Below are 17,442 nucleotides of genomic sequence, written 5' to 3' on the forward strand. Positions count from 1 at the left end.
TGCACAAGACTTTTGTACAAAGTAACATGATGTACGTAGAAGTAATTATACTTCTAAGCTGCACCCATTACACACGACGACGTTTTGGCGGACGGCAACCGTTATGAGGAACTGGAGTAACGTCTTTAATAGCAGTTACTTCTAATCCAGCAGCTTGAAGTGCACGTACTGCAGCTTCACGACCTGAACCAGGACCTTTAACTGTTACTTCAATGTTTTTTAAACCATGTTCCATTGAAGTTTTTGCAGCTGTTTCAGCAGCCATTTGAGCTGCGAATGGAGTTGATTTACGTGAACCACGGAAACCTAAAGCACCAGCTGAAGACCAAGATAATGCGTTACCTTGCATATCAGTGATCGTTACGATTGTATTGTTGAATGTAGAACGGATGTGAGCAACACCAGATTCGATGTTCTTTTTCACACGACGTTTACGAGTTTGTTGTTTACGAGCCATGTTAAGAAGGAACCTCCTTTACTTAATTATTTTTTCTTGTTCGCTACAGTCTTACGTGGACCTTTACGCGTACGCGCATTGTTTTTCGTATTTTGACCACGAACAGGTAAACCACGACGGTGACGGATACCACGGTTTGAAGCAATTTCCATTAAACGTTTGATGTTTAAAGAAACTTCACGACGTAAGTCACCTTCAGTTTTGTATGAATCTAATTGTTCACGAATTTGGTTTAATTGATCTTCTGTTAAGTCTTTAACGCGAGTATTTTCGTCAATACCTGCACCTGCTAATACTTTTTGAGAAGTAGTTTTACCAATACCGTAAATGTATGTTAATGAAATTACAACGCGTTTGTCGCGAGGAATATCAACACCAGCAATACGTGCCATTCGTTAGTGCACCTCCTTGATTAATTATCCTTGTTTTTGTTTGTGTTTAGGATTTTCACAGATTACCATTACTTTACCGCGTCGGCGAATTACTTTACATTTTTCGCAGATCGGTTTCACAGATGGTCTCACTTTCATCTAACCTAACCTCCTTAATAGTCCGGAGTGCAAAAGATTATTTAAAACGGTATGTGATACGACCGCGAGTTAAATCATAAGGGGATAACTCAATAGTAACCTTATCTCCAGGTAGGATACGGATAAAATGCATACGGATCTTTCCAGATACGTGTGCAAGCACAGTGTGCCCATTTTCTAATTCTACCTTAAACATCGCGTTTGGCAAAGTCTCAAGAACTGTCCCTTCGACTTCAATTACATCGTCTTTCGCCATCTTCTCGACTCCCTTCTATATGCTTATATCAAAAAACTCATGCGAGCTCTTGCAACTGTTTCTCCTAATTAAGAAGCAACTCGTTTCAACATATGGTTTGGATTGCATGAGAGATGTAGAATAAGACGCTCGTCTGGTTTCGCTTCACACAATCCATGGAAACAGTATCCTATAAGGAACCGCATCCTTATGTTAACACGATAGCCGGAATGTCTTGATGAGAGATTCATACCCGTTACACAGATGCTTCCACGAAACCCATTATACGTTACAAAGATGTCATCACACTAATTTAGTGCTCAACCTTTATAGTATATACCGGGCACAATATGCTTTTGCAACTCTCAAAAAATTATGTTTCGTTGTTGCCTCCGCATGACTACCGCGGAAGCTGTCTAGCGCCCGGACGGATATCAGCTGCGGCTGCCCTGCAATAGAGCATCAAGATCAGCAAATACTTTTGAAATTTCTTGCTGTCCATTAATATTTGTAAGTACTCCCTTTGCTTTATAAAAATCAAGTAAAGGTTGCGCTTGGTTCATATTTACTTCCAGACGGTTTGTAACAGTTTCAGGATTATCATCTGCACGCGTGTATAACTCGCCGCCATCTTTATCACAAATGCCATCCACTTTTGGTGGGTTGAACACTAAATGATATGATGTACCACAAGTCTTACAAATACGACGACCACTTAAACGTGCGATTAATTCTTCTTTTTCAACTTGAACATTAATTGTATGCTCAACTGGGCGCCCTAATTCTTCAAGGATGCTATCTAAAGCTTCAGCTTGAGGAACTGTACGCGGGAATCCGTCTAATAAGAAACCTTTTTCGCAGTCTGGTTGTGAAAGACGTTCACGAACAATACCAATCGTTACTTCATCAGGTACCAATGCACCTTGATCCATAAATGATTTGGCCTGTAAACCTAATTCTGTACCTTCTTTAATAGCGGCACGGAACATATCGCCTGTAGAAATATGAGGGATTGCGTACTTCTCAACAATTTTGTCAGCCTGAGTACCTTTACCGGCACCTGGAAGACCCATTAAAACGATATTCATACGTAATACTCCCCTTTATAGCATAAGCCGGTAAGGAAACGAGAATGTTTCCTAAACCTGCATTATTTCATAAAGCCTTTATAATGACGCTTCACTAATTGAGACTCTAACTGTTTCATCGTTTCAAGTGCAACACCGACTACGATAATCATACTTGTTCCCCCGATTTGAGCCGAAGCTGGCAGGTTCATAAAGTTAATGAATAAAATCGGCATTACTGAAATAGCAACTAAGAATAAAGCACCAACTAATGTCAAACGATAAAGAACTTTTGTTAAGTAAGCTTGAGTGTCATTACCTGGGCGGATACCCGGGATATAAGCACCTTGCTTTTTCAAGTTGTCTGCCACATTTTCCGGATTCACCTGAATGAATGCATAGAAATATGTGAAGGCGATAATTAAAGCAACATAGATTAACATACCAACAGGTTTAGTATAGTCAAACGTGTTCGTAATAAACGCTGTTACATTATTATCTCCAAAGAATGTTGCTAAAGTTTGAGGTGTAACAATAAACGCTACCGCAAAGATTACCGGAATAACCCCTGCAGCATTTACTTTTAACGGTAAATGCGTTTGCTGTGCACCAACTTTAGGTGAATTCCCAGCAACTCGTTTTGCATATTGGATTGGAATTTTACGCAACGCTTGTTGAATATAAATAACTCCAACGACAACAGCAAGCAGCACTAGAACTAATAGAACTAAAATGGCAATATTGATAAACAATTGATCGCCGGCTCCATCAATTTGTTGTGCATAGATTTGGTTTACTGCGTTAGGAATCGCAGCTACGATACCAGCAAAGATAATGATAGAAATACCGTTACCAACACCATATGCAGTAATTTGTTCAGATAACCACAATAGGAATGCAGTACCTGCAGTTAATACGATTGAAATCGTTAAGTACGATTGAATACTAGTATCCGTAATCAATGATCCGCCATAAAATTGGTTAAACCCAAAGCTCATTGCGAAAGATTGAATGAATGCTAATACAATCGTAAAGTAACGAGTGAATTGAGCCAACTTGCGTCGACCTACATCACCTTGTTTCGCCCATTCTGCAAACTTAGGAACAACATCCATTTGAAGTAACTGGACAATAATTGAGGCTGTGATGTACGGCATAATCCCCATCGCAAAGATCGAGAAGTTTGCCAATGCACCACCGCCAAACGTATTAAGGAAACCTACTAAGCTGAACTCATCAGTTGCCTTTAATACATCTGCGTTAACATTTGGTACCGGGATGAATGTCCCGAGACGAAAAATGATTAACATTAAAAGTGTGAAGATGATTTTATTTCGTATATCTCGAACGCGCATAAAGTTAGAGATTGTCTGAAACATTAGATCACCTCAGTTGTTCCGCCAGCGTTCTCAATTGCTTCTTTTGCAGAAGCTGAGAATTTGTGAGCCTTAACATTAAGCTTAACGCTTAACGTTCCATGACCTAGAATTTTGATTCCAGCTTTTTCGTTGCTCACGATACCAGTTTCTAATAATAATGCAGGTGTTACTTCTGCACCATCTTCAAAACGGTTTAACGCGTCAAGGTTAACGATAGCGTATTCTTTACGGTTAATGTTCGTAAAGCCACGTTTAGGTAAACGACGGAAAAGTGGGTTTTGACCCCCCTCAAATCCTGGGCGAACGCCGCCGCCAGAACGAGCGTTTTGACCTTTATGACCTTTACCAGAAGTTTTACCGTTACCAGAACCGATACCACGACCAACGCGGTTACGTACTTTACGTGAACCTTCTGCTGGTTTTAACTCATGAAGTTTCATTTGGGTGGCACCTCCTTGTTCGTATAATTGAAATTAAATTTCTTTAACAGTAACTAAGTGAGCTACTTTTGTAATCATCCCGCGGATTGCAGCGTTATCAGCTTGTTCCACAGTTTGGTTTAATTTACGTAATCCTAAAGCCTCAACAACTTTACGTTGGTTTGGTTTAGTACCGATGACAGATTTATTAAGGGTAATTTGTAATTTAGCCATTATAATTCCCCCCCTTATCCTAATAACTCTTCCACTGATTTACCGCGTAGTTTTGCAACTTCTTCTGCGCGTTTTAATTCAGTTAAACCTGCTACAGTTGCACGCACCATGTTGATTGGTGTGTTTGAACCAAGAGATTTTGAAAGAATATCAGTAATACCAGCTAATTCCAGTACGGCACGTACCGGACCACCAGCGATAACTCCTGTACCAGGAGCTGCAGGTTTGATTAAGATTGAACCTGCACCGAAGCGACCTTGCACTAAGTGTGGAGTAGTTCCACCCACGCGTGGTACTTCGATTAAGTTTTTCTTCGCGTCTTCAACAGCCTTACGGATTGCATCTGGAACCTCTTGGGCTTTACCAGTACCAAATCCTACATGACCATTTTTATCTCCTACTACTACTAGAGCAGAGAAGCGGAAGCGACGACCACCTTTAACAACTTTAGCAACACGGTTAATTGTAACTACGCGTTCTTCAAGTTCTAATTTGTTTGCGTCAATGCGACTCATGAAGTATGTCCCTCCTTCTTATTAAAATTCTAAGCCGTTTTCACGTGCAGCTTCTGCTAAAGCTTTTACACGTCCGTGATATAAGTAACCGCTACGGTCAAATACTACTGTAGTAATATTTTTTTCAGCAGCGCGTTTAGCGATTGTTTCACCGATTTTAGCAGCAGCTTCTACGTTTGCGCCCATACCTTCGAAAGCTTTTTCTTGAGTATTAGCAGAAACTAAAGTTACGCCAGCTACGTCATCGATTAGTTGTGCATAAATGTTCTTGTTAGAACGGAATACGTTTAAACGTGGACGTTGTGCAGTACCCGAAATTTTAGAACGAACACGCCCATGACGTTTTTTACGAACTTGATTTTTATCTTGTTTCGTAATCACAGTGGTCACTCCTTTCAAAATTTAATGCGGTTTTATGCCGCATTATTTACCTGTTTTACCTTCTTTACGGCGAACGAATTCACCTTCGTAACGGATCCCTTTACCTTTGTATGGCTCTGGTGGACGTACGTCACGGATGTTAGATGCTAATGCACCAACACGCTCTTTAGAAATACCTTTAACGATGATCTTCGTGTTCGAAGGAACTTCGACCTCTAATCCTTGCTCAGGTGTAAACTCAACTGGGTGAGAGTAACCAACGTTTAGTACAAGCTTAGTACCTTGTAACTGTGCACGGTAACCTACACCGACAAGTTCTAGAGTACGAGTGAAGCCTTCAGAAACACCTGTTACCATGTTAGCTAGTAACGCACGAGTTGTACCGTGGTTTGTACGGTGTTCTTTAGAATCAGAAGGACGAACAACTGAAAGTGTGTTGCCTTCTTGCTCGATTTTCATATCTTGGTTGAATTGACGAGTTAATTCGCCTTTAGGACCTTTAACAGTAACAACGTTGTCAGCAGCGACTTCGATTGTTACGTTAGCAGGTACTTCGATAACTTTTTTACCTACGCGAGACATTTATATTGCACCTCCGTTCTTTTCTTACTAATTACCAAATGTATGCTAAGATCTCTCCGCCAACTTGTTTAGCGCGAGCTTCTTTGTCAGTTAATAAACCGTTTGAAGTAGATACTAAAGCGATACCAAGACCGTTTAATACTTTAGGTACTTCGTTTGTTTTAGCATATACACGTAAACCTGGTTTAGAAATACGTTTTAGACCAGTGATAACACGCTCGTTCTCTTTACCGTATTTTAAGAAAATACGGATGATACCTTGCTTGTTGTCTTCTACATATTCTACATCACGTACGAAACCTTCACGCTTTAAAATTTCAGCGATCTCTTTCTTTACGTTAGAAGCAGGAACTTCTAACTTCTCGTGACGAACCATGTTCGCATTACGAATGCGTGTAAGCATATCTGCAATCGGATCAGTCATTGTCATGAAAATTTACCTCCTTCCCAAATTAGGGGATTACCAGCTGGCTTTTTTAACGCCAGGAATTTGTCCCTTATATGCAAGTTCACGGAAACAAATACGGCAAAGTTTAAATTTGCGGTATACAGAGTGTGGACGGCCACAGCGTTCACAACGTGTATATTCTTGAACTTTAAATTTTTGCGTGCGTTGTTGTTTAACGATCATTGATTTTTTTGCCACGTCTTCGCCCTCCTTATTTTATTACTTTTGGAACGGCATACCGAACTGTGTTAATAACTCGCGAGCTTCTTCGTCAGAATTCGCAGTAGTTACGATCACGATGTCCATACCGCGTACTTTTGAAACTTTATCGTAATCGATTTCTGGGAAAATTAATTGTTCTTTAACACCTAATGTATAGTTACCGCGACCGTCGAATGCTTTTTTAGAAACACCACGGAAGTCACGTACACGTGGAAGTGCGATAGAGATTAATTTATCCAGGAATTCATACATACGCTCACCGCGTAGTGTAACTTTAGCACCGATCGCTTGACCTTCACGTAAACGGAAACCTGCGATAGATTTTTTCGCTTTAGTTACTACTGGTTTTTGACCAGTAATTGTTGTTAATTCTTCAACAGCTACATCAAGAGCTTTTGAGTTTTGAACAGCGTCACCAACACCCATGTTGATTACGATTTTCTCCACTTTTGGAACTTGCATTACTGATTTATATTCGAACTTGCTCATAAGAGCAGGTGAAACTTCGTTTAAATACTTTTCTTTTAGGCGGCTCATGTGTGTACCTCCCTTCTCAATTTACTTATTAGTCGATTACTACACCTGATTTTTTTGCAACACGAACTTTTTTGCCATCTTTGATCTCAATACCTACACGAGTCGGCTCGCCAGATTTAGGATCGATTAGCATTACGTTCGAAACGTGGATTGCAGCTTCTTGAGATACAATTCCACCTTGTGGGTTAAGTTGGTTAGGTTTAACGTGTTTCTTAACGATGTTTACACCTTCAACAAGAACACGGTCTTGTTTAGGGAAAGCAGCTAAGATTACGCCTTCTTTACCTTTGTCTTTACCAGTAATTACCTTTACTTTATCGCCCTTTTTAACATGCATTATGTGTCGCACCTCCTTGATTGGTACTGTCATGAAATTAAAGAACTTCTGGAGCTAGAGAAACGATTTTCATGAAGTTGCCATCACGTAATTCACGTGCAACTGGTCCGAAAATACGAGTTCCGCGTGGTGATTTATCATCTTTGATAATTACGCAAGCATTCTCATCAAACTTAATGTAAGTACCGTCTTTACGACGAGCACCTGATTTTGTGCGAACGATAACAGCCTTAACAACGTCACCTTTCTTGACAACGCCACCTGGTGTTGCTTTCTTAACTGTACAAACAACGATATCACCGATGTTTGCAGTTTTACGTCCAGAACCACCAAGTACTTTAATCGTTAAAACTTCACGTGCACCTGAGTTGTCAGCAACTTTCATACGACTTTCTTGTTGAATCACTTAGGTTACCTCCCTTCGGAAATATATTTTATTCCGAAATGTGTTATTAAATAATAACCGCTTTTTCTACAACTTCAACTAAACGGAAGCGTTTAGTAGCTGATAGCGGGCGAGTTTCCATGATACGTACGATATCACCGATATTCGCAGTGTTTAGCTCATCATGAGCTTTAAACTTTTTCGAGTATTTTACACGCTTGCCATAAAGCTTGTGCTTTTTATGAGTTTCAACTAAAACAGAAATTGTTTTATCCATTTTGTCAGAAACAACACGGCCCGTGTAAACTTTGCGTTGGTTACGCTCAGTCATACTTAAAACCCTCCTTTATCAGTTATTTGCACTGATTTCTCTTTCACGAATCACAGTTTTCATACGTGCGATCGCTTTGCGAACTTCACGGATGCGAGCTGTGTTTTCTAATTGACCAGTCGCCAATTGGAAGCGAAGGTTGAAAAGCTCTTCTTTCAGTGATTTCACTTTTAATTCGATTTCATTAGTGGCAAGGTCACGGATTTCATTAGCTTTCATTAGATTCACCACCAGTTTCTTGACGTTTTACAATCTTACATTTAACAGGAAGTTTGTGTGATGCTAAACGAAGTGCTTCACGTGCTACCTCTTCAGATACACCAGCAATTTCGAACATTACTTTTCCTGGTTTTACTACTGCTACCCAACCTTCAGGAGAACCTTTACCAGAACCCATTCGGACTTCTAGAGGCTTTTTCGTGTAAGGTTTATGTGGGAAGATTTTGATCCAAACTTTACCGCCACGTTTCATGTAACGAGTCATTGCGATACGAGCAGATTCGATTTGACGGTTTGTAATCCAAGATGCTGTTGTAGCTTGTAAGCCAAACTCACCGAAAGATACTTCTTTACCGCCTTTCGCTTCTCCACGCATGTTACCACGGTGTTCACGACGATATTTTACGCGTTTAGGTAATAACATTTTATTTGCCTCCTTCCACAGAGTTCTTTTTAGTAGGAAGGACTTCACCACGGTAGATCCAAACTTTAACGCCTAGTTTACCGTAAGTAGTATCAGCTTCAGCATGTGCATAATCAATGTCAGCACGTAATGTATGAAGCGGAACAGTTCCTTCGCTATAGTGTTCAGCACGCGCGATATCAGCGCCACCTAAACGACCAGATACTTGTGTTTTAATACCTTTTGCACCAGCGCGCATTGTGCGTTGGATTGATTGTTTTTGAGCACGACGGAATGATACGCGGTTCTCAAGTTGACGAGCGATGTTTTCAGCTACTAATTTAGCGTCAAGATCTGCACGTTTGATTTCAATAATGTTGATATGCACACGTTTACCAGTTAATTCAGTTAAGTGTTTACGTAAGTTTTCTACTTCCGTACCACCTTTACCGATAACCATACCTGGTTTCGCAGTGTGAATAGTGATGTTTACGCGATTTGCAGCGCGTTCGATTTCTACTTTAGATACAGATGCATCTTTAAGTTTAGTTTCGATATATTTACGTACTTTGATGTCTTCGTGTAATAAGTTAGCGTAGTCTTTCTCAGCGAACCACTTTGACTCCCAGTCACGAATAACACCAACACGTAGTCCTATTGGATGTACTTTTTGACCCACGGATTAAACCTCCTTCTTCTCAGATACCACGATTGTAATGTGGCTAGTACGTTTGTTGATTGCCGACGCACGACCTTGTGCACGTGGACGGAAACGTTTTAATGTTGGACCTTCATCAACAAAGATTTCAGATACAACTAAGTTATTAACATCTAACTCATAGTTATGTTCAGCGTTAGCAACTGCAGATTTTAATACTTTCTCAACGACTGGAGACGCCGCTTTTGGAGTATGACGTAAAATTGCAACTGCTTCACCAATTTGCTTGCCTCGGATTAAGTCTACTACTAGACGTACTTTACGAGGAGCGATACGAACTGTACGAGCGATAGCTTTAGCTTGTGTCATTAGGATTTACCTCCTCTCAAAATTAGCGTCTTGTTTTCTTGTCATCTGCACCGTGACCTTTATAAGTACGAGTTGGTGCGAACTCACCAAGTTTATGACCTACCATATCTTCAGTTACGTATACAGGAACGTGTTTACGTCCATCATATACAGCGATTGTTAAACCGATGAAGTTAGGGAAGATAGTAGAACGGCGAGACCAAGTTTTAATAACCTGTTTTTTCTCAGAAGCCTCTTGTGCTTCCACCTTTTTCATTAGGTGGTCATCAACAAAAGGTCCTTTCTTTAAGCTGCGACCCATTTAGGAACCTCCCTCCGTGATACGACCACGGCTCTCGAACTGAACCGTAGTTTTACCACATTATTTTTTACGTCCACGAATAATAAATTTAGATGATTTATTTTTCTTGTTACGAGTTTTGTAACCAAGAGTTGGTTTACCCCATGGTGTCATTGGAGATTTACGTCCAATTGGAGAACGTCCTTCACCACCACCGTGTGGGTGATCGTTAGGGTTCATTACAGAACCACGTACAGTTGGGCGTTTACCTAACCAGCGAGAACGACCTGCTTTACCGATGTTGATAAGTTCATGTTCTTGGTTACCAACTTGACCGATTGTTGCACGGCAAGTAGCAAGAATTAAACGAACTTCACCAGATTGTAAACGAACGATTACATACTTACCTTCACGACCTAATACTTGCGCAGAAGTACCAGCTGAACGTACTAATTGTCCACCTTTACCAGGTTTCATTTCGATGTTATGGATTGTTGTACCCATTGGAATGTTTGCTAATGGTAATGCGTTACCTACTTTGATATCCGCTTCTGGACCTGAATAAATAGTTTGACCTACTTCAAGACCTTTCGCAGCTAAGATGTAACGTTTTTCACCGTCAGCATAGTTAATTAAAGCGATGTTCGCAGAACGGTTTGGATCGTATTCGATCGTAGCAACTCGTCCTGGAATGCCGTCTTTAAGACGTTTAAAATCGATAACACGGTATTGTTTCTTGTGACCGCCACCGTGATGACGAACAGTAATTTTACCCTGGTTGTTACGACCAGCTTTGCGTTTAATTGGTAATAATAAAGATTTTTCTGGTTTATTAGTTGTAATTTCCGCAAAGTCAGATGACGTCATATTACGACGACCATTTGTGGTTGGCTTATACTTTTTAATCGCCATTTGTTTTCCCTCCTTCTTTAAGGTTACTTATATAAATTTGAAATTAGATTTCGAATAACTCGATTTCTTTTGAATCAGCAGTTAATTTAACAATCGCTTTACGACGTTTGTTAGTGTAGCCGCCAAATTTACCAACGCGTTTGAACTTACCTTTGTAGTTCATTACGTTTACTTTCTCAACTTTAACACCGAAGATTTCTTCAACAGCGTCTTTAACTTGAGTTTTGTTAGCGCGAGTGTCTACTTCGAAAGTATACTTTTTCTCTGCCATAATTTCTGAAGAACGCTCAGTAATGACCGGACGTTTTAAGATATCACGTGCTTCCATTATCCAAGCACCTCCTCAACTTTTTTTACAGCATCTTGAGTGAATACAACTTTATCGTGACCTAATAGGTCTAATACGTTGATTCCTTCAGCTGTTAACACTGTAACACCAGGGATGTTACGAGCAGATAAAATAGCGTTTTCGTTAACTTCAGCAGTTACGAATAATGCTTTTTTGCTGATTTCTAAAGCAGCTAATACTGATTTGAAATCTTTTGTTTTTGGTGCATCAAATGATAATGCATCAAGTACTACTAAGTTTTGCTCTAATACTTTTGTAGATAAAGCAGACTTAATCGCTAAGCGACGAACTTTCTTAGGTAGTTTGTAAGCGTAGCTACGTGGAGTAGGACCGAATACAACACCACCACCACGCCATTGTGGAGAGCGGATCGAACCTTGACGAGCACGACCAGTTCCTTTTTGACGCCATGGTTTACGACCACCACCAGCAACTGCAGAACGGTTTTTAACTTTGTGATTACCTTGACGTAAAGAAGCACGTTGTGCAACTACAGCGTCGAATAATACAGCTTCGTTTGGCTCGATTCCGAAAATCGCATCGTTTAATTCGATTTCACCAACTGAAGCACCTGTTTGACTAAGTACAGAAACCTTTGTCATTCCTGTTTCCTCCTTTCTTTAAGAGAATTATTTTGATTTAATAGCAGTTTTAACTGTTACTAATGCTTTTTTAGAACCAGGAACATTACCTTTAACAAGTAGTAAGTTGCGCTCTACATCAACCTTAACGATTTCAAGGTTTTGAATAGTAACAACTGTGCCACCCATTTGACCAGGTAATTTCTTTTGCTTGAATACGCGGTTCGGGGCAACTGGACCCATTGAACCAGGACGACGGTGGTAACGAGAACCGTGAGACATAGGGCCGCGAGATTGACCATGACGTTTAATAACACCTTGGAAACCTTTACCTTTTGTTACACCTGTTACATCGATTACATCGCCTTCAGCGAAAATTTCAACCTTGACTTCTTGACCAACTTCGTAAGTCGCAGCTTCTAAGTTGCGGAACTCACGGATGAAGCGCTTAGGAGCAGTATTTGCTTTTGCTACGTGACCTTGTGCAGGTTTGTTAGAAAGCTTAACGCGCTTGTCTTCAAAACCTAATTGGATCGCTTCGTAGCCATCAGTTTCAACAGATTTCTTTTGTAAAACTACGTTTGGAGTAGCTTCGATTACTGTTACTGGGATAAGATCTCCGTTTTCAGCGAAAACTTGAGTCATACCAATTTTTCTACCTAAGATTCCTTTAGTCATTTGTCACACCTCCTGTAAATTTTAGAAAAAGTTTTATATTTGTTTTTACCATTAAAGTTTGATTTCGATATCAACGCCAGATGGTAAATCAAGCTTCATTAACGCATCAACAGTTTGTGGTGTCGGGTTAACGATGTCGATAAGACGTTTATGTGTGCGCATTTCAAATTGCTCACGAGAATCTTTGTACTTATGAACCGCACGTAAGATCGTGTATACAGATCTTTCAGTTGGTAGTGGGATCGGACCCGATACTCCAGCACCTGAACGTTTCGCAGTTTCAACGATTTTCTCAGCAGATTGATCAAGGATACGGTGATCATATGCTTTTAAACGAATACGAATTTTTTGTTTTGCCATTACTTTCCCTCCTTCTCGCCTATTTTCTAGACATTCTCCACGAAAATTTCTCCTACACACCGCCATGGCAAAGCGGCCGGGTGTGTCGGCAACCTCTCGCTTCATCGCAGTCAAAGACCAACATTCAACATTATATACAATAAAAAAGAAGTTCGCAAGTCTTTTAGCAAAATTCTTTTCATAATGTTTTATTCTTTATAAATAGGTTCGCTCTTTTTGAGCCGTTTTCTAGTATATAAGTTTCTGACGTTGAAAGCAACTGAAAAGGGAGTAATATGCTTTAAATATATTATTCTGAAAACTAACGGCTCAGAAAATGAAAAAATCGTCGCTTTCTATTTGCTGAAAGCGACGACTATTATTATAGGAAGAAAACGACTGCGATCCAGCCGAAAATAACCTGCGGAATATTATAGAAGATAAACGTCGGTACACATGTGTCCCAAATATGGTTGTGCTGTCCATCGACATTTAGCCCCGCTGTCGGACCTAATGTAGAATCGGATGCCGGGGAGCCAGCATCACCGAGTACACCCGCTGTTCCAATTAAACAGATGATCGCTAATTCACTTAGTCCCAGTTCAATTGCGATTGGAACAAAGATTGCTGCGATGATTGGAATCGTTGCAAATGAAGAACCAATTCCCATTGTGACAATTAAACCTACAATTAACATAACTAAAACGGCTATGCATACATTCCCGTTAAAAATGTCCATTGCACCTGATACTAGTGTTTCAACATCGCCTGTAGCATTTATAACAGCTGAAAACCCGTTCGCTGAAATCATAACAAACCCGACAAACGCCATCATACGCATTCCATCCGATAGAACTTGATCTGCTTCTTTTACTTTTAGTGCACCTGTAATATATAAAATGATAATACCGGCAATCGACCCGACAATCATTGAATCCGTCATTACTTGTACTACTATAGAAATGATTAATGCTACTGCAGCAAAAATTATGTGTAATGTATTTACTTCTTTATTTAAATTATCCGATGTTTCCAGTTCGATATTTTCATACTGTCTTGGTTTACGGTAAGTAACAAAGGCTCCTGCAAGCCCCACAACCATCCCTAACGCTACAATAGCCATTGCCTTAGGAACATCGCTCAAAGCAACGTCAAGCCCTGCTATGGCCATTTGATCGACAATAATACCCTGATAGATTAAACCGAACCCTGCAGGTATGAACATATAAGGCATAACTAAACCGAATGTTAAAATACATGCGATTAAACGGCGGTCGATTTGCAGCATGTTCATAATTTTGATCATTGGCGGTACGATTAAAGGAATAAATGCAATATGCACCGGAATCAAGTTTTGCGACATGATTGCCATTGCCAGCAATACTAAGAAGATTAATGCTTTGGCAGCACCTTTCTTTTGAGTGTCACCTTCACGCTGTACAATTTTTAAAATTGCTTTTACTAATATTTCAGGGATACCAGTACGAGATATTGCAAGTGCAAATCCACCTAGCAATGCATAGCTTAGCGCAATGGTTGCACCCCCGCCAAGACCGTCTACAAAGGCCTTAATCGTCTCTGTTATATCTAATCCGCCGGCAAGGCCGCCAATAATTGCCCCAATAGTCAGGGATAAAACGACATTTATACGCAGTAGGCTTAAAATAAGCATGACCCCTACCGCTATTAAAACAGCATTCATGTTGTACACTTCACTTTCGTCTGCTAAATTACTAATGTGTTAAAGTTACAAGAAAATTGAATGTGAGTCAACGGATATAGATAAAATAAAACCGTCAAATAAGAGAAAATTGACGGTTTGAAGTATTATAAAGCCTGTTTTATTATTTTTCTGTAATAATTGATTGTTAATGCGGCAAATATGATATACATGACGATATATAATGCCATTGTGACAAGTAGAGGCGTTGTCAATTCTGTACCGAATAAAAACCATCCGGATTTCACTGCAAAGTAGCTGTGCAATAGTCCGATCAGTAACGGTACACCAAAGTTAAATAACTGTTTCATCATTATACCGCGCGTTAATTCCTCTTGTGTAAAACCGATTTTCCGAAGAATCTTGTAAGATTCCATCTCTTCATCCGCTTCAGACATTTGCTTAAAGTATAAAATGCTGCCCGTTGCCAGTAAAAATGCTAAACCTAGAAACGCCGTAGTAAATATTGTTGTCCCGTAAAGGTTTAAATTGTATTCAACAGTTGATCGTTGAGAACTCAGTTTATTGACTCCTCGGTTTGCTTCACCATCTTCATACAGTATATTGGCACCTGTTTGTTTATATAGTTTTTCTACAATTTGATATGTTTCATCATCAGCATCAATTAAGTTAATTGATGTTTGCTCTTTTGTTGTATAACCAATTGCATGTTCTTTATTTAGTTGCTGCAACTGTTCAAAAACCGTATCTTCAACGATAACAACAAAGCCACCTGCCGTAATACGCCATGCTACAACCGATGTATCATTTACTTCCTTAACTTTTAAAGGAAATCGGTGTTCTTGATGCAAAAATGTTAAATCCAAAGGTGCTTCAAGCGGCATTATCTTTGCCTGAAAGCCGTTATACCCTGCAATAATTGCTTCGCCCTCTGAAAGCTTTACATCTGAGTCAAGCTGTTGGTAGTCCGAAAGCGGAATCATTAATACATCCGCTAATGTATTACCTTGAAGCATATCTATTATTTCACCAGAAAAGAAGTCTGTCATATCAAACTGTGCGCTTGTTAGTCTAAATGTCTTTTCCTCAAATGCTAATTCATTCTCCTCTAGCGCATCAATGAATGCCTCTTCACGTCCATCTACTATTATATAATCTGCTGGAATTGAGTTTTCCGCCGTACTATTTGCTGAATAATAGCTAATGTAGGAAAGGGTGGTAATTGCAAGAGACACTGCTGTAATCACAGTAATGAGTGTAAGAGATTTAGCATTGCCTTTCATCCGGTGCATAATCGGTGTCAGCGCCAGAACATCGGTCAGGTTCAAATGCCCTTTCTTTCTTATACGAAACAAATTTAATATGAATGCAACCGAATAGCGGAATACAAAGTAAGTCCCGCCGATTGTCGTAGCTAAAATAATAATCATACTTAAAAATAAGTTCGTTGTTTGCCCTGAAAATAATACCGTACTTTTATAGTAGCCATAAATAATCAAAGCCAACCCAATCGCACCCATCAACATTGGGAATACACTAAAGCGTTTTACACGCTCGTCCGCCTGTTTGGATGCATTAAATAACGAAAGCAATGTTGTTCTGTATACCATAAATGCCATTTGCACTAAAATGATTACTAACAGAATACCAAATACAATTAACGTATTCACAACTGCAACTTTACTAATACTCAACGTTACAACCGCATCAAATTTTAATAGCTTCAGTAAAATCATCGCAAATAGACGTGAGCTTAAAAAGCCTAATAAAATTCCGGCGCTTACCGCACCAGCAAACAATAGGATGTTTTCAAAGGCGATTAGGCGTGTCACAAGCCCTTTTGTCATGCCGACCAATTGATACAACCCAATTTCCTTGCTGCGGCGCTTAATAAATAAGTGATTGGCATACAGTACGAAGAACAGTACGATAAAATACAGCATATACGAAGCCGCTTCAAATCCTGAAGCGGCTGTTCCGCTCGCTTTTGTCGCTTCAATAACCGACTCATTATACTGCAGTGTTACAAACGAGAAAAACAGCGTCACACTGAAAATGAGTGCGAAAAAGTATAAATAATAGTGACGCATATTTTTTATCATGCTTTTAATAACGAGCTGTCTAAGCTTCACTCTGCTCACCGCCTAAAACACTTTGCGTATTCAAAATTTGCTGGAAAAACTCATTGCGCGATTTATCGCCCTTATACAGTTCCGTATAAATTTGGCCGTCTTTTAAGAACAGTACACGCGAACAGAAACTTGCGGCAATGGCATCATGTGTAACCATCATAATCGTTGCGTTTTTTGCTTGATTAATTTTTGCTAAATTATCGAGCAGTGCAGTTGCGGCTTTTGAATCAAGTGCACCTGTTGGCTCATCTGCAAATACAAGTGATGGATTGGTTACTAGGGCTCGAGCTGCAGATGTACGCTGCTTTTGACCACCGGATATTTCATTCGGGTATTTTGTTAAAATATCTGCAATCCCTAAAATCGATACAAGCTCCTTTAAACGTTGCTCCGCTGCTGCTTTTGGAATGGAACTAAGCGATAACGGCAACAGAATATTTTCCTTTACCGTCAACGTATCCAGTAAATTATAGTCCTGGAAGATGAAGCCGAGCTCATCACGTCTAAACTTCGCTAATGTACGCTCCTTCATCCCTTGAAGTTTTTGCCCATTAATTTCGACAAATCCGTCTGTCACTTGGTCTATGGAGCACAGTACATTTAATAATGTTGTTTTTCCCGAACCAGAAGCGCCCATAATACCGATAAATTCGCCTTTTTCTACTTCCAAATCTATGCCCTTTAATACTTCCTGTGCAAGCGAGCGCTTACCATATGTTTTTCGAACTTTACGTGCGATTAAAATGCTCATTGTTTCCCATCCTTTCTTGTTAACTTTATTC

30 protein-coding genes are annotated in these 17,442 nt (G+C 39.8%); all 30 read right to left on the minus strand.

What is annotated here, in order from left to right; translation table 11 throughout:
* Positions 1–67: 67 nt before the first annotated feature.
* Positions 68–457, minus strand: coding sequence for a 30S ribosomal protein S11 (gene rpsK, locus AC6CH1_RS16420; protein ID WP_008406718.1), 390 nt, complete (start codon positions 455–457; stop codon positions 68–70).
* A 26-nt stretch (positions 458–483) separates the two neighbouring features.
* A complete protein-coding gene (rpsM, locus tag AC6CH1_RS16425; protein WP_008406720.1) occupies positions 484–849 on the minus strand; it encodes a 30S ribosomal protein S13 in 366 nt (121 codons plus the stop codon).
* A 24-nt stretch (positions 850–873) separates the two neighbouring features.
* On the minus strand, positions 874–987 hold the full coding sequence (rpmJ, locus tag AC6CH1_RS16430; protein ID WP_000868344.1) for a 50S ribosomal protein L36: 114 nt from the start codon (positions 985–987) through the stop codon (positions 874–876).
* Positions 988–1,024: 37 nt separating this feature from the next.
* On the minus strand, positions 1,025–1,243 hold the full coding sequence (infA, locus tag AC6CH1_RS16435; protein ID WP_008406932.1) for a translation initiation factor IF-1: 219 nt from the start codon (positions 1,241–1,243) through the stop codon (positions 1,025–1,027).
* 413 nt (positions 1,244–1,656) lie between these two features.
* Positions 1,657–2,310: an adenylate kinase gene (locus tag AC6CH1_RS16440; protein WP_251690856.1), complete on the minus strand. Its 654-nt coding sequence runs from the start codon at positions 2,308–2,310 to the stop codon at positions 1,657–1,659.
* A gap of 62 nt (positions 2,311–2,372) precedes the next feature.
* Entirely contained in the window at positions 2,373–3,668 is a 1,296-nt protein-coding gene (gene secY / locus AC6CH1_RS16445; RefSeq protein ID WP_251690858.1) for a preprotein translocase subunit SecY, read from the minus strand.
* Positions 3,668–4,108, minus strand: a complete 441-nt coding sequence (gene rplO, locus AC6CH1_RS16450) for a 50S ribosomal protein L15 (RefSeq protein WP_008406935.1) — start codon at positions 4,106–4,108, stop codon at positions 3,668–3,670. The genes secY and rplO overlap by 1 nt, the downstream gene beginning before the upstream one ends.
* A gap of 33 nt (positions 4,109–4,141) precedes the next feature.
* A complete protein-coding gene (gene rpmD, locus AC6CH1_RS16455; RefSeq protein ID WP_008406936.1) occupies positions 4,142–4,321 on the minus strand; it encodes a 50S ribosomal protein L30 in 180 nt (59 codons plus the stop codon).
* 14 nt (positions 4,322–4,335) lie between these two features.
* Positions 4,336–4,836 (minus strand): 30S ribosomal protein S5, encoded by a 501-nt coding sequence (rpsE, locus tag AC6CH1_RS16460; RefSeq protein ID WP_251690860.1) that lies wholly within the window; start codon positions 4,834–4,836, stop codon positions 4,336–4,338.
* Positions 4,837–4,857: 21 nt separating this feature from the next.
* The gene (rplR, locus tag AC6CH1_RS16465; protein WP_008406944.1) at positions 4,858–5,217 is read right to left on the minus strand and encodes a 50S ribosomal protein L18; all 360 of its coding nucleotides are present in this window, start codon (positions 5,215–5,217) and stop codon (positions 4,858–4,860) included.
* A gap of 42 nt (positions 5,218–5,259) precedes the next feature.
* Positions 5,260–5,799, minus strand: a complete 540-nt coding sequence (gene rplF / locus AC6CH1_RS16470) for a 50S ribosomal protein L6 (RefSeq protein WP_251690862.1) — start codon at positions 5,797–5,799, stop codon at positions 5,260–5,262.
* A 31-nt stretch (positions 5,800–5,830) separates the two neighbouring features.
* The gene (rpsH, locus tag AC6CH1_RS16475) at positions 5,831–6,229 is read right to left on the minus strand and encodes a 30S ribosomal protein S8 (RefSeq protein ID WP_008406947.1); all 399 of its coding nucleotides are present in this window, start codon (positions 6,227–6,229) and stop codon (positions 5,831–5,833) included.
* A 30-nt stretch (positions 6,230–6,259) separates the two neighbouring features.
* Positions 6,260–6,445, minus strand: a complete 186-nt coding sequence (gene rpsN / locus AC6CH1_RS16480) for a 30S ribosomal protein S14 (RefSeq protein ID WP_008406949.1) — start codon at positions 6,443–6,445, stop codon at positions 6,260–6,262.
* Positions 6,446–6,466: 21 nt separating this feature from the next.
* On the minus strand, positions 6,467–7,006 hold the full coding sequence (gene rplE / locus AC6CH1_RS16485) for a 50S ribosomal protein L5 (RefSeq protein ID WP_079523482.1): 540 nt from the start codon (positions 7,004–7,006) through the stop codon (positions 6,467–6,469).
* A gap of 28 nt (positions 7,007–7,034) precedes the next feature.
* The gene (rplX, locus tag AC6CH1_RS16490; RefSeq protein ID WP_191701161.1) at positions 7,035–7,343 is read right to left on the minus strand and encodes a 50S ribosomal protein L24; all 309 of its coding nucleotides are present in this window, start codon (positions 7,341–7,343) and stop codon (positions 7,035–7,037) included.
* Positions 7,344–7,380: 37 nt separating this feature from the next.
* A complete protein-coding gene (gene rplN, locus AC6CH1_RS16495; RefSeq protein ID WP_008406955.1) occupies positions 7,381–7,749 on the minus strand; it encodes a 50S ribosomal protein L14 in 369 nt (122 codons plus the stop codon).
* A gap of 46 nt (positions 7,750–7,795) precedes the next feature.
* Positions 7,796–8,059 carry a 30S ribosomal protein S17 gene (rpsQ, locus tag AC6CH1_RS16500; protein ID WP_008406957.1) on the minus strand — a complete coding sequence of 88 codons (264 nt, stop codon included), beginning with the start codon at positions 8,057–8,059 and terminating at the stop codon, positions 7,796–7,798.
* A gap of 18 nt (positions 8,060–8,077) precedes the next feature.
* Positions 8,078–8,278 carry a 50S ribosomal protein L29 gene (rpmC, locus tag AC6CH1_RS16505; protein ID WP_008406958.1) on the minus strand — a complete coding sequence of 67 codons (201 nt, stop codon included), beginning with the start codon at positions 8,276–8,278 and terminating at the stop codon, positions 8,078–8,080.
* Positions 8,268–8,702, minus strand: coding sequence for a 50S ribosomal protein L16 (rplP, locus tag AC6CH1_RS16510; protein WP_008406960.1), 435 nt, complete (start codon positions 8,700–8,702; stop codon positions 8,268–8,270). Before rplP ends, rpmC begins: the two co-directional genes overlap by 11 nt.
* Position 8,703: 1 nt before the next feature.
* Positions 8,704–9,360, minus strand: a complete 657-nt coding sequence (rpsC, locus tag AC6CH1_RS16515) for a 30S ribosomal protein S3 (RefSeq protein WP_340716736.1) — start codon at positions 9,358–9,360, stop codon at positions 8,704–8,706.
* A 3-nt stretch (positions 9,361–9,363) separates the two neighbouring features.
* Positions 9,364–9,708, minus strand: coding sequence for a 50S ribosomal protein L22 (gene rplV, locus AC6CH1_RS16520; RefSeq protein ID WP_008406963.1), 345 nt, complete (start codon positions 9,706–9,708; stop codon positions 9,364–9,366).
* Between the two features lie 22 nt (positions 9,709–9,730).
* Positions 9,731–10,009, minus strand: a complete 279-nt coding sequence (gene rpsS / locus AC6CH1_RS16525) for a 30S ribosomal protein S19 (RefSeq protein ID WP_004233637.1) — start codon at positions 10,007–10,009, stop codon at positions 9,731–9,733.
* A 60-nt stretch (positions 10,010–10,069) separates the two neighbouring features.
* On the minus strand, positions 10,070–10,900 hold the full coding sequence (gene rplB, locus AC6CH1_RS16530) for a 50S ribosomal protein L2 (protein ID WP_251690865.1): 831 nt from the start codon (positions 10,898–10,900) through the stop codon (positions 10,070–10,072).
* A 43-nt stretch (positions 10,901–10,943) separates the two neighbouring features.
* Positions 10,944–11,228 (minus strand): 50S ribosomal protein L23, encoded by a 285-nt coding sequence (rplW, locus tag AC6CH1_RS16535; RefSeq protein ID WP_008406966.1) that lies wholly within the window; start codon positions 11,226–11,228, stop codon positions 10,944–10,946.
* Positions 11,228–11,851, minus strand: a complete 624-nt coding sequence (gene rplD, locus AC6CH1_RS16540; protein WP_251690867.1) for a 50S ribosomal protein L4 — start codon at positions 11,849–11,851, stop codon at positions 11,228–11,230. The genes rplW and rplD overlap by 1 nt, the downstream gene beginning before the upstream one ends.
* Before the next feature lie 27 nt (positions 11,852–11,878).
* On the minus strand, positions 11,879–12,508 hold the full coding sequence (gene rplC, locus AC6CH1_RS16545) for a 50S ribosomal protein L3 (RefSeq protein WP_251690869.1): 630 nt from the start codon (positions 12,506–12,508) through the stop codon (positions 11,879–11,881).
* Between the two features lie 51 nt (positions 12,509–12,559).
* Entirely contained in the window at positions 12,560–12,868 is a 309-nt protein-coding gene (gene rpsJ, locus AC6CH1_RS16550) for a 30S ribosomal protein S10 (RefSeq protein ID WP_008406970.1), read from the minus strand.
* Positions 12,869–13,229: 361 nt separating this feature from the next.
* Complete coding sequence (locus AC6CH1_RS16555) at positions 13,230–14,549, minus strand: Na+/H+ antiporter family protein (RefSeq protein WP_498318537.1); 1,320 nt, start codon at positions 14,547–14,549, stop codon at positions 13,230–13,232.
* A 125-nt stretch (positions 14,550–14,674) separates the two neighbouring features.
* Positions 14,675–16,660 carry an FtsX-like permease family protein gene (locus tag AC6CH1_RS16560; RefSeq protein ID WP_498318538.1) on the minus strand — a complete coding sequence of 662 codons (1,986 nt, stop codon included), beginning with the start codon at positions 16,658–16,660 and terminating at the stop codon, positions 14,675–14,677.
* Positions 16,650–17,411 carry an ABC transporter ATP-binding protein gene (locus AC6CH1_RS16565; protein ID WP_251690875.1) on the minus strand — a complete coding sequence of 254 codons (762 nt, stop codon included), beginning with the start codon at positions 17,409–17,411 and terminating at the stop codon, positions 16,650–16,652. Before AC6CH1_RS16565 ends, AC6CH1_RS16560 begins: the two co-directional genes overlap by 11 nt.
* Positions 17,412–17,442 lie beyond the last annotated feature (31 nt).

This window comes from Solibacillus sp. GQ1, from assembly GCF_059758555.1.